The organism is Roseibium sp. QJM3NY_11 (assembly GCF_056173175.1).
Genome location: NZ_CM149660.1, coordinates 4,554,186 through 4,574,594, shown reverse-complemented (window position 1 = coordinate 4,574,594; position 20,409 = coordinate 4,554,186). Strand labels below are relative to the sequence as shown.

17 protein-coding genes and 1 tRNA gene are annotated in these 20,409 nt (G+C 62.9%); 14 read left to right on the top strand and 4 right to left on the bottom strand.

Features of this window, described 5'->3' with window-relative positions; genetic code table 11:
• Positions 1-47 precede the first annotated feature (47 nt).
• On the bottom strand, positions 48-1,226 hold the full coding sequence (gene urtA, locus AC0VX3_RS21040; RefSeq protein WP_475525218.1) for an urea ABC transporter substrate-binding protein: 1,179 nt from the start codon (positions 1,224-1,226) through the stop codon (positions 48-50).
• Positions 1,227-1,752: 526 nt separating this feature from the next.
• Here urtA and AC0VX3_RS21035 point away from each other — a divergent pair.
• Complete coding sequence (locus AC0VX3_RS21035) at positions 1,753-5,193, top strand: hybrid sensor histidine kinase/response regulator (RefSeq protein WP_475522160.1); 3,441 nt, start codon at positions 1,753-1,755, stop codon at positions 5,191-5,193.
• On the top strand, positions 5,180-6,103 hold the full coding sequence (locus tag AC0VX3_RS21030; RefSeq protein ID WP_342894581.1) for a response regulator transcription factor: 924 nt from the start codon (positions 5,180-5,182) through the stop codon (positions 6,101-6,103). The genes AC0VX3_RS21035 and AC0VX3_RS21030 overlap by 14 nt, the downstream gene beginning before the upstream one ends.
• Here the strand turns inward: AC0VX3_RS21030 and AC0VX3_RS21025 are convergent.
• A complete protein-coding gene (locus tag AC0VX3_RS21025) occupies positions 6,077-8,863 on the bottom strand; it encodes an AAA family ATPase (protein ID WP_475522159.1) in 2,787 nt (928 codons plus the stop codon). The genes AC0VX3_RS21030 and AC0VX3_RS21025 overlap by 27 nt on opposite strands.
• A gap of 453 nt (positions 8,864-9,316) precedes the next feature.
• Between AC0VX3_RS21025 and AC0VX3_RS21020 the strand changes: the two genes are divergently transcribed.
• Complete coding sequence (locus AC0VX3_RS21020) at positions 9,317-10,972, top strand: ShlB/FhaC/HecB family hemolysin secretion/activation protein (protein WP_475522158.1); 1,656 nt, start codon at positions 9,317-9,319, stop codon at positions 10,970-10,972.
• A 313-nt stretch (positions 10,973-11,285) separates the two neighbouring features.
• Here the strand turns inward: AC0VX3_RS21020 and AC0VX3_RS21015 are convergent, their stop codons facing one another.
• Both AC0VX3_RS21015 and AC0VX3_RS21010 read right to left on the bottom strand, forming a co-directional pair.
• The gene (locus AC0VX3_RS21015; protein WP_475522157.1) at positions 11,286-11,957 is read right to left on the bottom strand and encodes a hypothetical protein; all 672 of its coding nucleotides are present in this window, start codon (positions 11,955-11,957) and stop codon (positions 11,286-11,288) included.
• Positions 11,958-12,414: 457 nt separating this feature from the next.
• Positions 12,415-12,489, bottom strand: a tRNA-Thr gene (locus AC0VX3_RS21010).
• 833 nt (positions 12,490-13,322) lie between these two features.
• Between AC0VX3_RS21010 and AC0VX3_RS21005 the strand changes: the two genes are divergently transcribed.
• The 11 genes from AC0VX3_RS21005 (at position 13,323) to yacG (ending at position 20,143) form a co-directional block, all read left to right on the top strand.
• Positions 13,323-13,520: a hypothetical protein gene (locus tag AC0VX3_RS21005; RefSeq protein ID WP_475522156.1), complete on the top strand. Its 198-nt coding sequence runs from the start codon at positions 13,323-13,325 to the stop codon at positions 13,518-13,520.
• Between the two features lie 180 nt (positions 13,521-13,700).
• Positions 13,701-14,990, top strand: a complete 1,290-nt coding sequence (gene murA, locus AC0VX3_RS21000) for a UDP-N-acetylglucosamine 1-carboxyvinyltransferase (RefSeq protein ID WP_475522155.1) — start codon at positions 13,701-13,703, stop codon at positions 14,988-14,990.
• Between the two features lie 79 nt (positions 14,991-15,069).
• The gene (locus AC0VX3_RS20995) at positions 15,070-15,315 is read left to right on the top strand and encodes a hypothetical protein (RefSeq protein WP_342894586.1); all 246 of its coding nucleotides are present in this window, start codon (positions 15,070-15,072) and stop codon (positions 15,313-15,315) included.
• A 140-nt stretch (positions 15,316-15,455) separates the two neighbouring features.
• Positions 15,456-15,893 carry a DUF2948 family protein gene (locus AC0VX3_RS20990; RefSeq protein WP_475522154.1) on the top strand — a complete coding sequence of 146 codons (438 nt, stop codon included), beginning with the start codon at positions 15,456-15,458 and terminating at the stop codon, positions 15,891-15,893.
• A 58-nt stretch (positions 15,894-15,951) separates the two neighbouring features.
• Positions 15,952-17,259 carry a histidinol dehydrogenase gene (hisD, locus tag AC0VX3_RS20985; protein ID WP_475522153.1) on the top strand — a complete coding sequence of 436 codons (1,308 nt, stop codon included), beginning with the start codon at positions 15,952-15,954 and terminating at the stop codon, positions 17,257-17,259.
• A gap of 27 nt (positions 17,260-17,286) precedes the next feature.
• Entirely contained in the window at positions 17,287-17,784 is a 498-nt protein-coding gene (locus AC0VX3_RS20980; RefSeq protein WP_475522152.1) for a UPF0262 family protein, read from the top strand.
• Positions 17,784-18,242, top strand: a complete 459-nt coding sequence (locus tag AC0VX3_RS20975; protein ID WP_475522151.1) for an arsenate-mycothiol transferase ArsC — start codon at positions 17,784-17,786, stop codon at positions 18,240-18,242. The genes AC0VX3_RS20980 and AC0VX3_RS20975 overlap by 1 nt, the downstream gene beginning before the upstream one ends.
• 15 nt (positions 18,243-18,257) lie before the next feature.
• A complete protein-coding gene (locus tag AC0VX3_RS20970; protein ID WP_475522150.1) occupies positions 18,258-18,827 on the top strand; it encodes a GNAT family N-acetyltransferase in 570 nt (189 codons plus the stop codon).
• Positions 18,828-18,990: 163 nt separating this feature from the next.
• Positions 18,991-19,209, top strand: coding sequence for a translation initiation factor IF-1 (gene infA, locus AC0VX3_RS20965; RefSeq protein ID WP_006939340.1), 219 nt, complete (start codon positions 18,991-18,993; stop codon positions 19,207-19,209).
• 38 nt (positions 19,210-19,247) lie between these two features.
• On the top strand, positions 19,248-19,874 hold the full coding sequence (locus AC0VX3_RS20960; protein WP_475522149.1) for a Maf family nucleotide pyrophosphatase: 627 nt from the start codon (positions 19,248-19,250) through the stop codon (positions 19,872-19,874).
• Between the two features lie 74 nt (positions 19,875-19,948).
• Positions 19,949-20,143, top strand: coding sequence for a DNA gyrase inhibitor YacG (yacG, locus tag AC0VX3_RS20955; RefSeq protein ID WP_475522148.1), 195 nt, complete (start codon positions 19,949-19,951; stop codon positions 20,141-20,143).
• Positions 20,144-20,409 lie beyond the last annotated feature (266 nt).

Here is a 20,409-nt window from a genome sequence, read left to right as displayed (position 1 = left end):
AGCGGGATGGTCCTCCCCCGGGCGATGCGGGGGAGGTCAACCCGGGTTTACTGGTACCCTTCCGGGAACGGATCCGGCTCCATCAGGTCCGCGGTTTCATAGACCAGCTCGTACTGACCGTCGGGCTTGGCGAGACCGATGCGGGTCTTGGACCACAGGTGGTGGTTTTCGTGCACGCGCACATAGCCTTCCGGTGCGGACTTCAGTTCGATGCCCGGAGAGGCCAGCCGCACCTTGTCGATGTCGAAGCTGCCGGCCTTTTCGACCGCGGCCTTCCAGAGCCAGGGGCCGAGGTAGGCGGCCTGGGTCACGTCGCCGATGACGATGTCGTCACCCCACATTTCCTTGAAGGCCGTGACGAAACCCTTGTTGTTCTCGTTGTCGAGGGACTGGAAGTATTTCATCGCGGCATAGGCGCCCTCGATGTTTTCCCCGCCAATGCCGCGGATTTCGTCTTCCGTCACCGAGATGGTGAGCAGAACCGGCTTTTCCTTGGTCATGTCGATGCCGGCCGCCTTGAGCTGCTTGTAGAAGGCAACGTTGGACCCGCCCACGACGATCGCGTAGATCACGTCAGGCTTTTTCAGCTTGATCTTGTTGATGACCGAGTTGAACTGGGTGTGGCCGAGCGGATAATAGTCCTCGCCGACAACCTTCATGCCCAGCTTCTCGATGTGCTTGCGGGCGATCTTGTTGGAGGTGCGCGGCCAGATGTAGTCGGAGCCGAGCAGGTAGAAGCTCTTGGCGCCCTTTTCCTTGGCGACCCAGTCGATGCCGGCGAGGATCTGCTGGGTGGCTTCCTGGCCGGTGTAGATCACGTTCGGCGACTGCTCCAGGCCTTCATAGAAGGTCGGGTAGTAGAGCATGCCGTTGTACTGTTCGAAGACCGGCAGGACGGCCTTGCGCGAGGCGGAAGTCCAGCAGCCGAAGACCGCGGCCACCTTGTCGCTCACCAGAAGCTTCTTGGCTTTTTCAGCGAAGGTCGGCCAGTCCGAACCGCCGTCTTCCTGGATGTATTCGATCTTGCGGCCAAGGACACCGCCCATGGCATTGATCTGCTCGATCGCGAGCTTTTCGGCCTGCACCGATCCGGTCTCGGAAATCGCCATGGTGCCGGTGACGGAATGCAGGATGCCCACCTTCACCGTGTCTTCGGTGACCGCGAGACCGGTCGTGTTCACGTCATCGGCGTTGACAGGCGCAATGGCGCCGGCGGTGACCAGCATCGCCGCTGCGGCTGTCCCCGACAGGACAGACCGGCGCGAGAGCCGGTTTTCAATCAGGTCTTTCAAACGTCGCATTCTTGGACCCCTCCATGTTTGAGGTTGAGGCGAAGTGCCGGACGGCGTCTCCGCATGTCTCAAGGCTCGTCTGAATTAGTGCACTGCCGCAATGCGTCGATTGCTGTGGGTTAATTGACTTATTTCCAGCCGGTCCGGCATGTGAAATAATCCAAAGTTTGCATATTGCAGATATGGAAAAACAGTCCGGGAATACTTGCAACTTGAAGTTTATCCGTGATTTCTTATTTGCAACAACGAGGGGAATTCCTTTTGGTGGCGGAAAATTATCGAAATCTTCTGATTGAAACCATCAAAGAGGCACGGATATTGCAACAATTCACAGGGGCGCGCAGGAGCTGTTTTGTTTTGCCGGGAATGCCGGGAGAATAAGCGGATTGCGCATGAATGATGGTTGCGGTGCACAATTGATAGGCTGCGCATCGGGTGACCTGAAGGTCAGGTGGGGTGAATGCCAAGTCATCAGCGAGTGGTCCGCTTGCGCCGGACCTACAATCAATGGGTTGCCAACCAGACCCTGGAAGACTTCGCCCTGCGTTTCACCGCGAAAAGCGCCCGCCGCTGGTCCCCGGTCTGGGTCGCCAACACGGCGCTCGGGGCCATTTCCTTTCTCGCGCTGGAGGCGATCGGCGCCTCCATCACCTACAACTACGGCTTCACCAATGCGGTTTCGTCGATCCTTGTTGTCGGGCTGATCATTTTCATCACCGGCCTGCCGATTGCGTTCTACGCGGTCAAATACGGCGTCGACATCGATCTCCTGACCCGCGGCGCCGGCTTCGGCTACATCGGCTCGACGGTGACCTCGCTGATCTATGCCAGCTTCACCTTCATCTTCTTCGCCCTGGAAGCGGCGATCATGGCGACCGCGCTGGAACTGTTCTTCGGTGTGCCTCTCAACATCGGCTATCTGGTCTGCACGCTGGTGATCATCCCGCTGGTGGTCTACGGCATCACGCTGATCAGCCGCCTGCAGATATACACCCAGCCGGTCTGGATCGTGCTGCAGCTCCTGCCCTTCGCGTTTCTGGCCTGGCAGGGTCTGGCGCCGCTGGAGGACTGGCAGAATTTCTCCGGAAGGTTCGGCGACGAAGGGGGGCGCTTCGATCTGCTGCTGTTCGGAGCCGCCAGCGCCGTGCTGTTTTCCCTGATCGCCCAGATCGGCGAACAGGTCGATTTTCTCCGGTTCCTGCCGCGCAAGCGGCAGGGGCGCAAGCTCAAATGGTGGCTGGCGATGCTGGCGGCGGGACCGGGCTGGATCGTGATCGGCACCATCAAGCTGCTGTTCGGGTCCTTTCTCGTGGTGGTCGCCTTGCAGAGCGGCCTCAGCCCCGACAAGGCCGTCGAGCCGACCCACATGTATCTGGTCGCCTTCACCCGGGCCACGTCTCCCGAAGTCGCGGTCGCCCTGACCGGGGTGTTCGTGATCGTCTGCCAGATCAAGATCAATGTCACCAATTCCTATGCCGGCTCGATTGCCTGGTCGAATTTCTTCTCCCGCCTGACGCACAGCCATCCGGGCCGGGTGGTCTGGCTGGTCTTCAACGTGGCGATCGCGCTCGCCTTGATGGAACTCGGCGTCTACAAGGCGCTCGAGCGCACGCTGGGGCTCTATTCGGTGGTGGCGGTCGCCTGGATTGGAGCGCTGTTCGCGGATCTGGTGATCAACAAGCCGCTCGGGCTGAGTCCGCCCCATATCGAATTCAAGCGCGCCCACCTTTACGACATCAATCCGGTCGGGCTCGGCTCGATGACCATCGCCAGCCTGACCGCGCTGGTCGCCTACTCAGGCGTTTTCGGCCAGACCGCTCACGCGCTTGCCAGCTATATCGCCCTGGTCGTCGCCATCCTTCTGGCGCCCCTGATCGCCTGGGCCACCAAGGGGCGCTACTACATCGCCCGCCAGCCCGAACCCATGGAACGGTGCGGGCAGGCAATACCAGATGCGGAAACCATGGAAGCGCAGCGCCTGTCCCTGCGCTGCTGCATCTGCGAACATTCCTTCGAGCGCGAGGACATGGCCCATTGCCCGGTCTACTCCGGCCCGATCTGCTCGCTGTGCTGCTCGCTGGACGCACGCTGCGAGGACGACTGCAAGGAAAACGCGCGCATCGGCGATCAGGTCAAGGCGCTGCTCAACGCGGTCCTGCCGAGCGATGTGGCCGGCTGGGTCAGTTCGCGTCTGGGCATCTATCTGTCGGTGATGACGATCGTCACCGTCTCGCTGGGCGCGATCCTGTCGCTGGTCTATGTCGAGGCCAGCACGCTTGGTCCGGACAGTAGCGGCGAGGGTATCGGCCGGGCGCTGACCCAGGTGTTCTTCATCCTGCTGGTGGTGTCGGGCGTGATGACCTGGCTGTTCGTGCTGGTGCATGAAAGCCGCAAGTTCGCCAATGAGGAAACCCGCCGCCAGACCAGCCTGCTGATGCGCGAGATCAGGGCGCACAAGCGCACCGACGCCAAGCTGGAGAAAGCCAAGGAGGCGGCGGAATCCGCCAACCAGGCCAAGAGCCGCTACGTGGTCGGCATCAGTCACGAACTGCGCTCGCCGCTCAATGCGATCGCCGGGTACGCGCAACTGATGCGCAAGGACCCGGCGATCCCGGCGCACCGGCGCGATGCGGTCAAGGTGATCCAGCATTCGGCCGACCATCTCGCCGGCCTCATCGAGGGGCTGCTGGACATTTCCAAGATCGAGGCCGGACATCTGACGATCTACCGCGAGCGCTTCAACCTGCACGAATTCCTTGCCCAGATCGTCGACATGTTCCGCCTGCAGACCGACGCCAAGGCACTGCGGTTCACGTTCGAGCCGGCAAGTCACCTGCCGGTCTACGTGTTCGGCGATGAAAAACGCCTGCGCCAGGTCCTGATCAACCTTTTGTCCAACGCGATCAAATGGACGGAAAGCGGCAGTGTCACCCTCAAGGTAACCTATCACAGCCAGGTGGCCGAATTTGCGGTGATCGACACCGGGATCGGGATCGCCCCGGAGAACCTGGAGCGGATCTTCAACCCGTTTGAGCGGATCGTGGAAGAGGGCCGGATGTCCGTGCCCGGCACCGGGCTCGGGCTGACCATTACCAAACTGCTCAGCGAGGTCATGGGCGGGGACATCCAGGTGGACAGCCGGCCGGGCAGGGGCAGCCGCTTCAAGGTTCGCTTGCTGTTGAGTGCCGCCGAGGCTCCGGTCAGGACCGTGCGTACCGAGAAGCGGATTGTCGGTTACCAGGGACCGGTCCAGACGGTCATGGTTGTCGATGACGATCCCACCCAGCGGACATTGATCCGGGATGTGCTGACGCCGCTCGGCTTCAAGGTCCTGACGGCCCCGGGCGGCCAGGCCTGCCTGGAAATCGCCGGGACGGAGCAGCCGGACGCCTTCCTGCTGGACATCAGCATGCCGGGAATGAGTGGCTGGCGCCTGGCGCGCAAGCTGCGCGAAAACGGCCACGGCGACGCGGTCATCATCATGATTTCGGCCAATGCGGACGACAGCGGCCGTGACCCGGCACACCGGATCTATCACGACGATTACCTGGTCAAGCCGGTGCGGCTGAGCGACCTGCTGGAAAAGCTGCATCTGGCGCTGAAACTGGTCTGGCGCACGGACGAGACCCGTGCTCGCCCGGAACTGCTGGACAACGCGCCGCCCGGGGTGCCCGATTTCGAAAGCACCGCACTGCCGTCGGAGGAAAGCCTCGGCATGCTGAAACAGCTCAGCAGCATCGGCTATGTGCGCGGCATCCGGGCCAAGCTGGACGACATCGAGGCCCATGAGCCGCACGCGGCCGCCTTCGTCGCCCACATGCGCGCCCTGATCGGAGAATTCGACCTGACCCGATATGACAAGCTCCTGGAAAGGCTCGGACATGATCATGAATGCTCCTAGCGAAACCGTTCTGGTTGTCGACGACACGCCGTCCTCCCTGGGCATGCTGACGGACGCGCTGGAGGAAGCCGGATATACGGTTCTGGTGGCGCGGGACGGAAAGAAGGCCCTCGACATCGTCGCGCAGATCACGCCGGGAGCGATCCTGATGGATGCGGTCATGCCGGACATGGACGGTTTCGAGACGAGCAAACGGCTCAAGGCCTTCGAGGCGCTGCGTGACGTGCCGGTGCTGTTCATGACGGGCCTGAGCGAGACCGAGCATATCGTGCGCGGCCTTGAAGCCGGCGGTGTCGACTACATCACCAAGCCGGTCGACCCGGACGAGCTGATCGCCCGCCTGCGGGTCCATATCGCCAATGCCCGCAACTCCCACAGTGCCCATGTGGCGCTGGATGCCTCCGGCCGGTTCCTGCTGTCGGTCGATCTCGCCGGCAACATCCGTTGGGCGACGCCCCAGGCCCTGGAACTGGTCGACGGCGATCCGGACGAAGACGCACAGACACGTGGCCGGCTTCCGACAGCCACGGTGGAATGGCTGCGCCAGCTTCTGCTCGATTCCGGCAAGGCGCCGCAGATGGGCCAGGACACGATCGCCAGCATGCGCGGCCGCGAGCTCAAGTTCAGCTATGCCGGCGTAATCAGCACCACCGAGCACCTCCTGAGGGTCGTCGAGGTGGCCGGCGGCGCGCCCTCGGACGTGCTGAGGGCGGCGTTCAACCTGACCGAACGCGAGGCGGAAGTGCTCAGCTGGATCGCCAACGGCAAGTCCAACAAGGAGATCGCGGCGATTCTCGACATGAGCCCGCGCACCGTCAACAAGCACCTCGACCGCATCTTCGGCAAACTCGGCGTGGAGAACCGGACGTCGGCGGCGGTGGTGTCACTGAAGAGGTTGCTGGACGGCTAGGCAATCATGCCGGTCCAGAAACTCCCGAGCGCGCCGCTCGCAAGCACCGGCGTTTTGGCTGCGGGCCAGTGCGATCGCGCGCCTGAGCGCCAGTGAAACGTTTCTTGTTCGTCCGGCCTGGAGCGACAGGGCGGCCCACAAGCGGTAAAGCTCCGGTTCACGCCAGCGCTCCCCTGTTGTGCGCATGAGCTGCAGGGCCTCTGCGAGCGCCGTCAAACCTTCGGACGGATTGCCGCAACGCCCGGCGGCTTCCGCGTAGAGTTCCAGTCCGAAGGGGCGCGTCAGTTTCACGCCCATCGCAGTCAGCTCCTTCAGGCCTTCGCCGAGCTGCTGCATCCCCGAGTGATCGCCAAGCGCGGTCAGGGCCCAGCCGGCCAGCATGCTGCCATGAGGGCGCCAGAACGGGATTGCCGCGTTGTCGCAGGTTTCGATCAGGGACAGCGCGCGTTCCAGAACACGTTCCGGCGCCTCCTGATCGCGGGCGATCAGCGCACCGGCCCAAAGCATCTGAGCCCGGCCGAACGGCTGGTCGAGCGTATGCGCCAGCCTCATGCCTTCGGCAAAATGCCGATCGGCGTCTTCGGTCCGGCCAAGCATCTGATGAACGCAGGCGGCGTATTGCCGGCACACGATTCCGGGGTCTTCACCGAACAGGACCGTGGCTTCCGCACAGAACCGGGTGTCATAGGCCTGACAAACGGCCTCGATGTGCGGCAGGCAGTCGGCAAGAGCGCCGCCAAAGAAGCGCGTCTGCCCCGCCACGTTGTGCGCCACCATCGCGTGGAGCGCGGGCGCGCCTTCGGCAAGGTCGCCAAGGCTTCTTGCCAGATCATCGGCTGTGGCAAGGTCCGCTTTGGAGATGTGGTGGTTCCACAGACCCGCGAGCGCGGGCACGATCGTTGTCGGTTCATTGGTCTGCTCCGCCAACCTTGCGGCCCGCTCGCACACCGTTCTCAGCTCGCTCTCGGTGAAGCTTGCCCCGACGCTCAGCGCCGCGCCAAGTCCCAGGAGCGTCCGGCATTCCGCCGTGCGCAATTCAGGATCCGGGGCACAGGCGGCGAAGAAATCCAGAGCTTGCCGGAACTGATCCGAAGCATCTGCGACCGCGCCGCGTTTCAGGGCGGTAAGGCCCGACATCCCGCGATAGATCGCTGCGCGTCTCCTGTCGGCTGCACGCTCGAAATGATCCGCGAGCGTGGCGGCAACATCGGCGGGCCGTGTTTCGAACGCAGCTTCCAGACGGCATCCGATTCGCTCGTGAAGACCCTGCCGGTTGGCCGCGGGAATGGCGTCGTAAAGGGCCTCCTGGTAGAGCGCGTGGCGGAACACATACTGTGTGGCCACCGTGCCGTCGGGCCAGGCCATGCTCCCGGCGCGCTCGATGAACCGCCGGACACCTGCAAGACCGTCCAGTATCTTTTCGCTCTCTTCCACCTCGTGCCGGAAATCGTGCAGCAAGGCCGCGGAAAAGCGTATGCCCGCGATACTTGCAACCTCCAGGACCTGCCGTTCGCGCGGGGCCAGCCTGGTTGTCTCCCCCGCGATGAAACTCCGGGTGCCCTCGGAAATCGTGGCCAGCAGGTCTTTGGCCTCCCGGTCGAGGACCCAGTGGTTCTCCACCGGCTTCAGCATGCCGTCCCGGCACCACAGGTCGGCCACCGCATCGACCAGAATGGCATGCCCTTCCGTTCGGCGTGTCAGCTCCCCGGCAAGGGCCTGCGGCAGCTTGCTGCCGGGAAACCGCCGGTCGAGAAGTTCGGCCACGGCGGCCTGGCCGAGACCCTCCAGCACAACCCTGGAAAAGGCCGGCGTGCGTTGGAGGAAATGCAGGGTGGTCGGCAGGTCTCCGGCCCTGTCCAGTTCGTCGGACCGGTAGGTACCGAGAACCAGGGTCCTGGCGGCGGTACGGCGTTGGGCGAAGGACAGCAGCCACGCGAGCGTGCTTTGGTCGGCCCAGTGCAGATCCTCGACAATGAGCGCAAGGGGCTGGTGCCGAGAGAGGCTCTCCAGGAGCGCAGACAGCTCCCTCAGCATCGAATCGGGATGCGGATCGACAACAGGCTCCGGCCGGTCAGCCGGGCTGCGGCCGGCACGCAGTTCCGGGATCAGGTCCCGCCACGACGGCGCGACTTCCTCCAGCAGACGCAACACCGGTCCTTGGGCCGATCCTTGCGCCGGTCCCTGGACGAGTTGCGTCACGATTTCGATCAACGGCCCGAAGGGCTCTCTGGCCCCGGGATGGGGTATGCACTGTCCCCGGGCGGTCCAGAAGGGCGAAGCACCCGGCAGCGTGGCGGCAAAAGCCTCGACCAGCCTTGATTTGCCGGCTCCCGCTTCCCCGCAAACAAGCGTCACGCCGCGCGTGCCACGGCGTGCGGCGGCCGAGCAATCGGCAAGCATTGCCAGTTCGGTCCCCCGGCCGACGCACAGCCGGGCCGGGCCGGCTGCGGCAGGGCTCGCTGTCACAAGGGCGATCTCGCCGACAAGGCGGTAGCCCTTCCTGCCGACCGTTTCGATGAAACCGGGTGTTCGGGCGCTGTCGCCGAGCAGGCGCCTCAGTTCCCGGATGCATTGTTTCGGCCCGGTCTCGCGGCCGTGCTGGCGCCCCCATACGGTGTTGCGGAGCTCATCCTGGCTGACGACCTCGCCCTCCCGTGCCCGAAGCTCCGCCAGCACGGCGAGTGTCTTGGGACGCAATCGGTTCGCCACCCCGTCGCGCAACAGTTCACCACGAGAAATATCAAGTTCGATCTTTGACACTGAGACGCGGAGTCCGATGGTTCGGCAAGGCACCAGGGAGCGTGCCTTGCCGAGTTTTGAATGACAAACTAGTTATTTATACCATTTTTGCACCGATGCCGACTTTGTTTCCCGGCCGTGTTTTCCTAAGACTGGTCTTCCGGGCGTGTGCCCCTGCCGCGAGTCGGGGTCACAAACGCTGTCCGCATTGGAACCTGAACAAGAGGACAACCCAGGTTGGCAACATCTGTCCCGAGGCGCCGGTCTCCCGCCATCCGTCATTCGAGAGCTTTCCACGCTTGCGGGCGAAAGAGGGCGTCGGAAGACAGTCCGACAGGAACGGACACGACCATGAACAGACATGCGATTCCGCCCGTCGGCAGGACACGGGCTAGCAGCCTTTTGGCATTTTTTCCGTTTGCCGCAGGCCGGATGCGGACGGCACTGGGTCTCGCCCCCAGGATGGCACGTGTGATGGCACCTGTTTTGGGTCCCCTGGTGGCGTTTGCGCTGGCCGCAGGGTTGGCTTCTGCTCCTGCCGGCGCGCAGACCGTCCGCACCTTCGATCGGGCCGCCGCCGGACAGACGGTCATCATCGAGCGATTCACACCGCCCTCTGTACCCGGCACGGTCGACGTGAGGGTCGAGGACCAGCGCAAGCGCATTCCCGACGCCCAAGCCGAAGCGGTTCGCTTCAGGCTGCGTTCGATCGTGGTCGAGGGCGCCGTGACCGTCCCGCAAGCGACGCTCGCGGCGATCTGGCAGGGGCAAATTGGCGAGACCATCACCCTGGCGGACCTCTACCGGATCGCCGAGGCGGTCGATGCGGCCTATCTGAGGGCCGGATATTTCTCGATGACCGTCGTTCCGGTTCAGGACATTGCGACGGGCAATGTCACGCTCAGGGTGTACGAAGGCTATGTGGAAACGGTCGAGATCACCAGTTCCATCCCGCGTATCAGGGAACGCCTGGCACCCTACATCAGGCGGCTGACCGCAATGCGGCCGATCCGGGTCAAGGACGCGGAGCGGATCCTTCTGTTGATGAGTGACCTGGGCGGTTTGCAGATCGAGGGGATCCTGGTGCGTCCGCAGACCCCGTCGGGGGGCGGCAAGCTCAAGCTCGAGGTCGGCTTCAACCGCTATGATGCCGGCATCGGTCTGGACAATCTCGGCACACAGGAAGTCGGCCCGTTCGAGCTTGCCGGCAACGCCACAATCAACGACATCTTCGGCCTGTTCGAGACCACCAGCCTGGTCGGCGTGACCGTTCCGGACTCTCCGGAGGAAATGGTGCTGCTTCAGGTTTCCCAGGACATGCCGATCGGCTTTCACGGCTTTTCCGCGGGCTACGAGCTGACCTATGTGACCCAGCGGCCAGGCGGGGATCTGAAGGATCAGGACGTTCATATCGAGACCGTGATCGGCTCTGCACATCTCCAGTATCCGCTGATCCGCACCATCGACCAGAGCCTTTACGGCAAGGCGGAGGTGAACCTGCGCAACGACCGGATCGACGTGATGGGCAACCGCGCCACCCGTGCCCAGACACGCTGGGCGAGCCTGTCCCTGCAATATGACCGCGATGCCGGCCCGACAAGCTTTTCCGCCGGTGCCGAATTCGGCCAGAGCCTCAGCCATGATGTGGAGCAGCGCAACGTGCCGGACGACTATCGCTACGGCCGTTTCAACGTCGATATCTCGCGCGGTCTGGGATCCCTGGCGCGGCTGCACCTGCGGGCAACCGGCCAGTATTCACAGACGCCGCTTCCCGGTGCGGTCAAGTTCGCTCTCGGCGGCGATCCCTACGGCTGGGCGTTCGACGGCGGCAGCCTGTCCGGCGACAGCGGACTGGCGTCTTCTCTCGAAGTCAGCCACACCATCGAAACCGGCTGGTCCGAACTTCCCGGCCTGATGCTGACGGCATTTGCGGACTATGGCGTCGTCTGGAACCAGGGCGCGGCGGCCGACTATTCCCGCGACGCCCTCGGATCAGCGGGCGTCGGCGTCCGGGGCAGGGTGTCGGAGCGCGTCAAGTTTCAGGTGCTCTCGGCCACCCCCTGGCAAAAGCCGGACAACGCGGAAGACCCCGGCACACGGGTCTTCTTCAGACTGGGCCTGGATCTCTGACGGGGCCGCAGGAACATCGGGCCGATACACCCGACAGGCTTTCGCGAGCGGTGTCTTCGGGGTGGCGGGTTTTTCTTCAAAGGTCTTTGGCTGTGTTGCTTCAGTGCCTTGTCGTCAGGGCTTACATTGCAACGCGGCTATTGGGATTTTGATGGTGCTGCCGGAGAGATTTGAATTTCCTATTCTGCGGCAGAAATCTCAATGAAAACAAGGGCTTATATGGCATATGCTCCTGTCTTATGTAACACTTAAATGTAACAATTGGAAGATCTGAGGAAGCGGCTCGCCGAACGAACTTGTCAATCATTTCTTCCTAAAAACCTTTGAACACATCGCCGTGCTTCTCATACATGTCATTCAGGGATTCTGATGTCAGATTTGAATGCCATGAGTCGATACTGGAGACGCATGGGACAATTATTTTATTTGCATTAGCTCCTACGAAGAAAGGTGAGAACATTTTAACATCTTTTGATCGTTTGCGAGGTGAAACGTAACAAACTACGCCATCCAGAAAAAATCTGAAAAAAGGAAGGTTGGGGAGTTTTCCTGGTGCGATCTTTGGAAATTCTTCGAAGTCGCAAAACACAACAAAATAGGTTGGATATTCGTCCGAAGGCCCTGCGTTTCCACTCAATAGCCTTTGCCGTATTTCGTTTAGAGTTCGTGAATTAACATTAATATGTGTGAATGCGTCTAGCTCTGAGACTGCGCTCCTCCAAAGCAAAGATAGACCGAACAAATGCAATTTAGCTGTATCAACGTTATCAATTGATAGGAAGTTTCCATGATATAAGCCAGTATAGGTCAATTCTAGTGTCAGAGGGTCTCTACGTTTTCTGTATGTGAGACTATTTTCAATAAAAACCTTGGCGGCGTGATCGTCCAAGTCGGCTAGTATTGCTTCTCCAGTAGTTCCGACGATGTTTTTGTCATACCAACCGGTGAATGCTTTCTTAGGCTTGCCTTGACCATCCCATTCCATGAACGGTGATTTACTTGCTCGCCGCATAAATGCGTTTGGTATGATATGTGCCTTAACTCTAGGCTCAACCTTTCCAGTCAATAGGCACGGTTTGGACCCTATCATTGTATTATCCAATAAAAACAAAGCTTTTTTTGGTCTGGTCAGTGTTTCGCATCGTGCCTAGATTGACCTTAAACGTTATCATCAATGCGGTCGTAAGGCACTGAGCACAGATCTCCGGGACGGAAAGTGGCTAAAGCACCCTCGGGAAATGGGAGTTTGTCCTGATCATTGACTACGAAGGCCACGACTTCAAACGCCTCACGAAACTTAGCGTAGTAAAGCCGGATCTCTTCGTTGTTCTGATAGAAACCAGCACCATACTGGAATAAACCTCCCGAGTTTATCCTGCCTTGTGTCATTGTCTTGGGGGCATACACCGCATCAGTTCATACCGTTTTTATTGGTGAACGTATGGTGCTGCCGGAGAGATTCGAACTCTCGACCTCTCCCTTACCAAGGGAGTGCTCTACCCCTGAGCTACGGCAGCATCCGGCGCGTCTCCTGGGAGAGCGCTGCGTCGAGCCATTTGCCGGTGAGGCGCAGGTTTTCGGGACGCGGGTACTGGTGCCGATCAGCGATGCCGACCGGAATAAAGGGGCTTTTGCCATAATGGGTCCCCCGACGCAAGCGGTGATTTGATTTTTTTGCGGGCCGCCCGGACCGGTGCCGGGCGCTGCGGGGGCGACAGGTTCATGGGGGCCGGAAAAGCGCGCGGCAACGCCGTTTTTCCTCCTGTGGATACAGGGTGTTGCGGGCGCGGCGAACAGCCCGGCCGGGGGGATTGATCCGCGCGCGCGACCTGGCGGTCCGGTCCTGTGCACCGGTCCTGTGCATCAGGGCTTTTGCCCCGTATCCAGTGCCCCGTGTCCGCTGTGCCGTGTCCCCGTCCAACGCGGGCTGCTGCCCTTCGAGCCTCCTTGAACGGGCACTCGCGACCGGCACTCTGAACAACCGCTCCGGACTGCCTTCCAATACCGGCTCCGGAACGGGTCCCTGAAGTGGCTCCCGATCGAGCCCCTGATCCGGCACCATTGGTCTGGACAGGCAGGCTCCCGGCTCCCGGCCCCGGGCGCCGGGACTGGCCGCGGACATCAGGACCGGCGCCCGGCGCGGCGGTCGGCCTGGACGGTGCGGCGGTCGGCCTTGAAGGGCAGGAGGGAGCCTGTACGGTGCTGGTGCGGTGCTAGGGCGATTGCCTTGACGGGGCGAAGGCTTTGCAAGCCGGGGCGGGCTTGGTATGGATGGCCAAGGATGATCAGGGCTGGTCATCTGTCCCGGTCGGGCGCCCCGGTGGCGACACGATCATCATTCGGGTGCGTCATGAGCGAAAACGACCGGAAAGACCGGAAAAATCTAAAAAGCCAGAGCGGTGCGGCGGATGCCAGCGCCCCTGACGAGGCTGCGGACAAACACGGCGGCGCGCCGGCGAAGACAACGCGCGAAGACCGGCTGGCGGAAGCCCTCCGGGCCAATCTGCGGCGGCGCAAGAGCGCGGCCAAATCCCGCAAGGACGGCTGAGCGGCGGACCGGCGCCAACAAAGCGCACCGGATGCCGCGCGCTTTTGGCCGGAACAATGCCCGTTGTCCGCCATTACCCTGCCTTGCATGGGCCATAAGTTGCGTGTAGACCGCTGCGTTGATGTGAGCTTTCATTAAAGGGATGGCCGCGCGGCCGCGTGGTCCGGTTCGGGGACAATCATGGACAGTATCAAGGTCATTGGCGGTGGAGAACTGAACGGGACCATTCCGATTTCGGGGGCCAAGAACGCCACCCTGCCGTTGATGATCGCCTCGCTCCTGACCGACGAGACGCTGACGCTCACCAACGTGCCGCGTCTGCGCGACGTGGCCCAGCTGACGCAGATCCTGTCCAATCACGGCGTCGACTATTCGGTCAACGGCAAGCGCAACGGCCAGGACGAGCTGGCCGGCCAGACGCTGAACCTGACCGCGCGCGAGATCGTCGACACCACGGCGCCCTATGAGCTTGTCTCCAAGATGCGCGCCAGTTTCTGGGTTGTCGGGCCGCTGGTGGCCCGCTGCCATGAGGCCCGGGTCTCGCTGCCCGGAGGCTGCGCCATCGGCACCCGCCCGGTGGATTTCTTCATCGACGGCCTGTCCGCGCTCGGCGCGCAGATCGAGATCGAGGCCGGCTATGTGGTCGTCCGGGCGCCGGGCGGCCTCAAGGGCGCGCGCGTTGAGTTTCCCAAGGTCTCCGTCGGCGCCACCCACACCATCATGATGGCGGCAACGCTTGCCAGCGGCGAGACGGAAATCGTCAACGCCGCGCGCGAGCCCGAAGTGGTCGATCTTGCCAAATGCCTGAAGGCCATGGGCGCCAGGATCGAGGGCGAGGGCACCTCGACCATCCGCATCCAGGGCGTGCCGCGCCTTCATGGCGCCCGCCATGCGGTGGTGCCGGACCGGATCGAGACGGGGACCTATGCCATGGCGGTCGCCATGACCGGTGGCGATGTGCTCCTGCAGGGCGCCCGCAGCGACCTTCTGGAAGCGGCGCTCGACACCCTGCGCCAGACCGGTGCGGACATCACCCAGACGCCCGACGGCCTCAAGGTCTATCGCAACGGCAACGGCATTCAGCCGGTGGATGTCACCACCGAGCCGTTCCCGGGGTTCCCGACGGATCTGCAGGCCCAGTTCATGGCGCTGATGACGAAGGCCGGCGGCACCAGCCGGATCACCGAGACCATATTCGAAAACCGCTTCATGCACGTTCAGGAGCTGGCCCGTCTCGGGGCCCAGATCAACGTGGACGGGCGCACGGCCACTGTCGACGGCGTCGCCACCCTGCGCGGCGCACCGGTGATGGCAACCGACTTGCGCGCCTCCGTGTCGCTGGTGATCGCGGGGCTTGCCGCGGAAGGCGAGACCACGGTCAACCGGGTCTATCACCTCGACCGCGGCTTCGAGCGCCTGGAAGACAAGCTGACCCGCTGCGGCGCGCAGATCGAGCGGATTTCAAGCTAGCCCGCCTCGCACAGGCATCTCGAACAGGCCGTTCCGGTCCGGCAAGGGCTGTGCCGGGGGGCGTGGGAGGACAGGCACCATGAACGCGCAGACACTCCGTCTTGTGATCCAGCTGGGCTTCGGCCTTGCCGGACTTGGCGCGGTGGCGGTGATTGCGCCGCCCTACGGGCCGACCCTCGGCCTGTTCCTGGTGGTGGTCGGCCTGTGGCTCGGCAGGCGCGTCTTCAGGCGCACCGCGCGGCTGGAAGAGAGCAAGGCGGATCTGCGGCAGCGGCTCGAGAAGGGCAAGGCGGACCTTCGCAGGCGGCTGGATGAGGGTCCGTGACCCGCGGCGCGGCCTGTTTGCGGTATTCGGCGTTGCCAAAGTCCGGTTTCCGCATTAGGTGAACAGCCTTGGGACTGGCGCGCACCATGCTTATATGCGTTCCTCCCGCAACGTGTGACCGGATCGGAATTCAGTTCAAAATGGATCAGCTGAAACTTGCCGCCCTCGACCAGGAGGACCTTCAGGTTCTCTCCGCCCATCTGCAGGACGCCGTCCTGACGGTGGCGGATATCCGCTATCTGCCCAAGGAGAAGAAAGTGGTGTTCGTGGTGAACCGCTTTGTCTGGGACAAGGAAGCCGACAAGAGATCTAAGGAACATGAGCGCCGCCGTTCGGCGCTGGCCTTCGCCCAGGTCACGGCCATGAAGGCGCAGGGCATCAACCAGAAAGCCAGGGGCGCCGTCCACGAATTGCTGGCCGTCACCTTCGAGCCCGGCGAGGACCCGTCCGGGAAAATCCTGCTCGCCTTCGCCGGCGGGGCCAGCCTTGAGCTGGAAGTCGAATGCATCGAGGCGCAACTGGCCGATCTCGGCGCCGCCTGGTCCACACCGAACCTGCCGCGGCACGATCTCGACTGACAGGTCTGACGTCACCAGCAGACCTGACCTGAAGAGACGGTGCCGCGCACCGCACAAGATGGAGAAACGCGTGGTTTTACGTCTGACTGGCACAGATGCCAGCTTCGAGGAGCAGTTCAGGGCGCTTCTCGCGGGCAAGCGGGAAGTGTCCGAGGATGTCGACCAGATCGTCCGGGACATTCTGGAGCGCGTGCGCGAAGACGGCGACCGCGCCGTTCTGGATTATACTAGGCAATTCGACCGGCTCGACGCCGCCGCGATGACCGATCTCAAGGTCTCCGGCGCGGAGATCGAGGCGGCGCTGAAGCAGGTGCCGCGCGACACGCTGGACGCGCTGCAGCTTGCCCATGACCGCATTCACGCCCATCACGCCAGGCAACTGCCAAAGGATGACCGCTACACCGACGCGATCGGTGTCGAGCTGGGCTCGCTGTGGACGGCGGTCGAGGCGGTCGGCGTCTATGTTCCCGGCGGTCTGGCCAGCTATCCGAGCTCGGTCCTGATGAATGTGGTTCCGGCCAGGGTTGCCGGTGTCGAGCGCATCGTCATGGTGGTGCCAAGCCCGGACGGTGTGCTCAACCCGCTCGTTCTGGCAGCGGCGAAGGTCGCGGGCGTGTCGGAGATCTACCGGATCGGCGGCGCCCAGGCGGTGGCCGCCCTTGCTTACGGCACTGAAACCATCGCCCCTGTCGCCAAGATCGTCGGACCCGGCAATGCCTTCGTGGCGGCGGCCAAACGGCGGGTCTTCGGCACGGTCGGCATCGACATGATCGCCGGTCCGTCCGAAGTGCTGATCCTGGCCGACGGCGGCAACAATGCCGACTGGCTGGCCGCCGACCTGCTTGCCCAGGCCGAGCACGATCCCGCGGCGCAGTCGATCCTGATCACCGACAGCGCCGAGCTGGCGGACCAGGTCGAGACCGCCGTCGAGGCCCAGCTCAAAACGCTGCCGCGTGCGGATGTCGCCAGGGCAAGCTGGCAGGATTATGGCGCCATCATCCTGGTGGACGATCTGGAAGCGGCCATGCCGCTGGCCAACCGGATCGCGCCGGAGCATCTGGAGCTGGCGGTGGATGATCCCGAAGCCCTGTTGAAGAAGGTGCGCAACGCCGGCGCGGTCTTCCTGGGTCATTACACGCCCGAGGCGATCGGCGACTATGTCGGCGGCTCCAACCATGTCCTGCCGACGGCCCGCTCCGCCCGGTTTTCCTCCGGCCTGTCCGTGCTGGAATTCGTCAAACGCACGTCGGTTCTGAAATGCACCGCGGACAATCTGCGTCTGCTCGGACCGGCGGCCATCGCTCTTGGCGAATCGGAGGGGTTGTCGGCGCACGCCCGCTCTGTTTCCATCAGGCTGAACTTGTAGACGGATCTTGAAAGGGGCTTCTTTCAGATGAACGAACCGGACACGGAAGTGCGCAAGAGCGGCGGCGGACTGGTGGACGTGATCCTGGACGAGGCCTCCATCGCCCGCTCGACGCCGGAAGTCGAGCACGACCGGGCAGTCGCGATCTACGACCTGATCGAGGAAAACGCGTTCCAGCCGGTCGGCCAGCCGGTCGCAAACTATGTGCTCAACCTGTCGGTGATCGAAAAGAGGCTGGTCTTCGCGGTCCGCACCGAGGACGACAGGGATGTGGTCACCCATGTCCTGTCGCTGTCGCCTTTGCGCAAGATCATCAAGGATTACGACCTGATCTGCGACAGCTACTATGAGGCCATCCGCCATGCGACGCCCAGCCAGATCGAGGCGATCGACATGGGCCGGCGCGGCGTCCACAACGAAGGCTCGACCATCCTGATGGAGCGGCTGGCCGGGAAGATCGACGTGGACATGGCGACCGCGCGGCGCCTGTTCACCCTCGTCTACGCCCTGCACTGGAAGGGCTGATGGAAGGGGCCGGCCCGCGTCTGCGGCCGACCGCGGTCCTTTATGCCTGCGGCATGAACTCCGTGCGCTCGCCCATGGCCGAGGCCCTGACCGGACAACTGTTTCCGGGCCAGATCTATGTGCGCTCGGCGGGCGTACGCTCCGGCAAGGTAGATCCGTTTGTCGATTCGGTCATGGCCGAGATCGGCATCGACATGTCCCGGCACCAGCCCAAGACCTTCGAGGAGCTGGACGAATCCGGGTTCGATCTGGTGATCACCCTGGCACCTGAAGCTCACCACAAGGCGCTCGACATGACCCGTACGGAGGCCGTCGACGTGGAATACTGGCCGACCCTGGACCCGACGCTGGCCACGGGCAGCCGGGAGCAGATCCTGAGCGAATACCGGGCCGTGCGCGACCAGCTGGCAATGCGCATCAGGAAACGGCTGGACTGGGTGCCGCCGCCGAGCGGCTGAAGGAAACGGACCAGAATGCTCTACAAAATCTCTTCCCCGGTCGAAACCGAGCGGCTCTTGCTGCGCCCCATGGAAGAAAGCGATGCGGAGGCCCTGCACGCCTACCAGGCCTTGCCGGAGATCGCCCGTTACCAGTACTGGGAGCCGCGCAGCCTGGCGGACATCCGGCTGAAACTTTTGGAATGGATGCCGATGCGCCGTCTGGACGGTGAGGGGACACTCGCCTTTGCTGTCGAAACCCGGGCGGAGCGCAAACTGATCGGCGACGTTTCCCTGCGGCTGACGTCAGTCGAAGCCAGGCAGGGCACCTTCGGTTTCACCCTGCATCCGGCCCATCAGGGCAGAGGCTATGCGACCGAGGCCTGCCGGGCGCTGCTGAAGATCGGTTTCGATGGCCTCCGCCTGCACCGGATCTTTGCCTGCTGCGATGCCCGCAACACCGCCTCCTGGCAGGTCATGGAACGGCTCGGCATGCGCCGCGAGGCGCATTTCCGGGAACATGCGCTGTTCAAGGGCGGCTGGGACGAGGAGTTCCACTATGCGATCCTGGAAGACGAGTGGCGGCAGCAGTCCGTCGAATCCTGAAAACCACAGTGCCAAATGGGTCGTTCACCAGCTCCGCGAACGTGGCCCTGGAGGGCCTGGCAGTTTCTTTGGGAGGCGGTGGAAAGAAAGGTTCACTTTTTCCCCCAAATCCATTAGGTTCCGCGGCACCCGCGGGCAGGGCCCGCTTTATTCAGGATATCCAATGGCCAAAGAAGAAGCTCTGGAGTTTCCGGGCGTCGTGACAGAACTGTTGCCGAATGCGACGTTTCGCGTAAAACTTGAAAACGACCATGAAATCATTGCCCACACCGCTGGGCGCATGCGCAAGAACCGTATCCGCGTCCTGGCGGGCGACAAGGTTCTCGTCGAAATGACCCCTTACGACCTCACCAAGGGGCGGATCACCTACCGCTTCAAGTAAGCGGACACAGGGTGAACCCGGCTGCAAGGCGCGCAGAAATGACCAATGCCCCTCAGTTGATCCTGGCTTCCGCCTCGCCGCGGCGTTTGGCGCTGCTGCAGCAGATCGGTCTGGAACCGGACCATCTCCTGCCTGCGGACATTGACGAATCCGCGAAGAAGCACGAAACGCCGCGCAGTCTTGCGCTCCGCCTGGCGCGGGCCAAGGCCGAGGCCGTCCGCCAGACCGCGGATGCCTCGGAAGCCATGCGCGACAGCATCGTTCTGGCGGCCGACACGGTGGTCGCCGTCGGCCGCAGGGCCCTGCCCAAGGCAGAGCTGACCGACCAGGCGCTGCTGTGCCTGTCGCTGCTGTCCGGCCGGGGCCACAGGGTGTTCACGGGTGTCGCGGTCGCCGAGTCCAGCGGCAAGGTCCGCTCCAGGCTGGTCGAGACGCGGGTCCGCTTCAAGCGCCTGTCGCGCAAGGACATGGACGACTACATCGCTTCGGGCGAGTGGCGCGGCAAGGCCGGTGGCTACGCGATCCAGGGACTTGCGGGAAGTTTTGTCGTCAAGCTGGTCGGATCCTATCCGGCCGTCGTCGGCCTTCCACTGGCGGAAACGGCGGCCCTGTTGACTTCCGCCGGATATCCGGTCCACGAGGGCTGGGCGGCCGCCGCCGCCTGATACCTGATCGACCGGCCCGCAAGGGCACCCGCCGCCAAAACACGCACTGCCAAGACATGCAAGGGGAGGCCGCCATGGCCAGCACTCAAAAACCTGACCGGCCCATGCGCCCTTGTCCGATCTGCTCGAAACTGTCGACGCAGGACAGCTATCCGTTCTGTTCGGACCGCTGCGCCAAGGTCGACCTGAACCGCTGGTTCTCCGAGGGCTACACCATTCCGGTGGTCGAAACCGACGACATCGACGAGAACAACCTGCCTGACGACTGAGACCAGGTGCGATTGCCGGGACGGACCGCGCGAGGCCTGGAGCATCTGCCGGCCGTCCGCTGCGAAAAGCCGCCGCAAGCCGGCCGCCGGCCTCAATTCCAATTCTGTTTTGCCGCTCGAGCCAATGCGCCCGACGTTGCGCGGGCGCCCTTGCGCCGCGCCGATGACGCCTGAGCGGGCGGCGATATTTCCCAAAGGAGAGGTTTGGCGGGATTGTCCGAAATTTAGGCAGGTTTGCAAAAATATTTATCCGGCAAAATTTTTTT

What these genes read in the sequence shown, in the direction of transcription:
- hisD (WP_475522153.1), top strand. Translation starts at nt 15,952, where the DNA reads ATGGAGAAACGCGTGGTTTTACGTCTGACTGGCACAGATGCCAGCTTC.
- AC0VX3_RS21035 (WP_475522160.1), top strand. Translation starts at nt 1,753, where the DNA reads ATGCCAAGTCATCAGCGAGTGGTCCGCTTGCGCCGGACCTACAATCAA.
- AC0VX3_RS20980 (WP_475522152.1), top strand. Translation starts at nt 17,287, where the DNA reads ATGAACGAACCGGACACGGAAGTGCGCAAGAGCGGCGGCGGACTGGTG.
- AC0VX3_RS20960 (WP_475522149.1), top strand. Translation starts at nt 19,248, where the DNA reads ATGACCAATGCCCCTCAGTTGATCCTGGCTTCCGCCTCGCCGCGGCGT.
- AC0VX3_RS20995 (WP_342894586.1), top strand. Translation starts at nt 15,070, where the DNA reads ATGAACGCGCAGACACTCCGTCTTGTGATCCAGCTGGGCTTCGGCCTT.
- yacG (WP_475522148.1), top strand. Translation starts at nt 19,949, where the DNA reads ATGGCCAGCACTCAAAAACCTGACCGGCCCATGCGCCCTTGTCCGATC.
- AC0VX3_RS20975 (WP_475522151.1), top strand. Translation starts at nt 17,784, where the DNA reads ATGGAAGGGGCCGGCCCGCGTCTGCGGCCGACCGCGGTCCTTTATGCC.
- AC0VX3_RS21030 (WP_342894581.1), top strand. Translation starts at nt 5,180, where the DNA reads ATGAATGCTCCTAGCGAAACCGTTCTGGTTGTCGACGACACGCCGTCC.
- urtA (WP_475525218.1), bottom strand. Translation starts at nt 1,226, where the DNA reads ATGCTGGTCACCGCCGGCGCCATTGCGCCTGTCAACGCCGATGACGTG.
- murA (WP_475522155.1), top strand. Translation starts at nt 13,701, where the DNA reads ATGGACAGTATCAAGGTCATTGGCGGTGGAGAACTGAACGGGACCATT.
- AC0VX3_RS20970 (WP_475522150.1), top strand. Translation starts at nt 18,258, where the DNA reads ATGCTCTACAAAATCTCTTCCCCGGTCGAAACCGAGCGGCTCTTGCTG.
- AC0VX3_RS20990 (WP_475522154.1), top strand. Translation starts at nt 15,456, where the DNA reads ATGGATCAGCTGAAACTTGCCGCCCTCGACCAGGAGGACCTTCAGGTT.
- infA (WP_006939340.1), top strand. Translation starts at nt 18,991, where the DNA reads ATGGCCAAAGAAGAAGCTCTGGAGTTTCCGGGCGTCGTGACAGAACTG.
- AC0VX3_RS21020 (WP_475522158.1), top strand. Translation starts at nt 9,317, where the DNA reads ATGGCACCTGTTTTGGGTCCCCTGGTGGCGTTTGCGCTGGCCGCAGGG.
- AC0VX3_RS21015 (WP_475522157.1), bottom strand. Translation starts at nt 11,957, where the DNA reads ATGGAATGGGATGGTCAAGGCAAGCCTAAGAAAGCATTCACCGGTTGG.
- AC0VX3_RS21005 (WP_475522156.1), top strand. Translation starts at nt 13,323, where the DNA reads ATGAGCGAAAACGACCGGAAAGACCGGAAAAATCTAAAAAGCCAGAGC.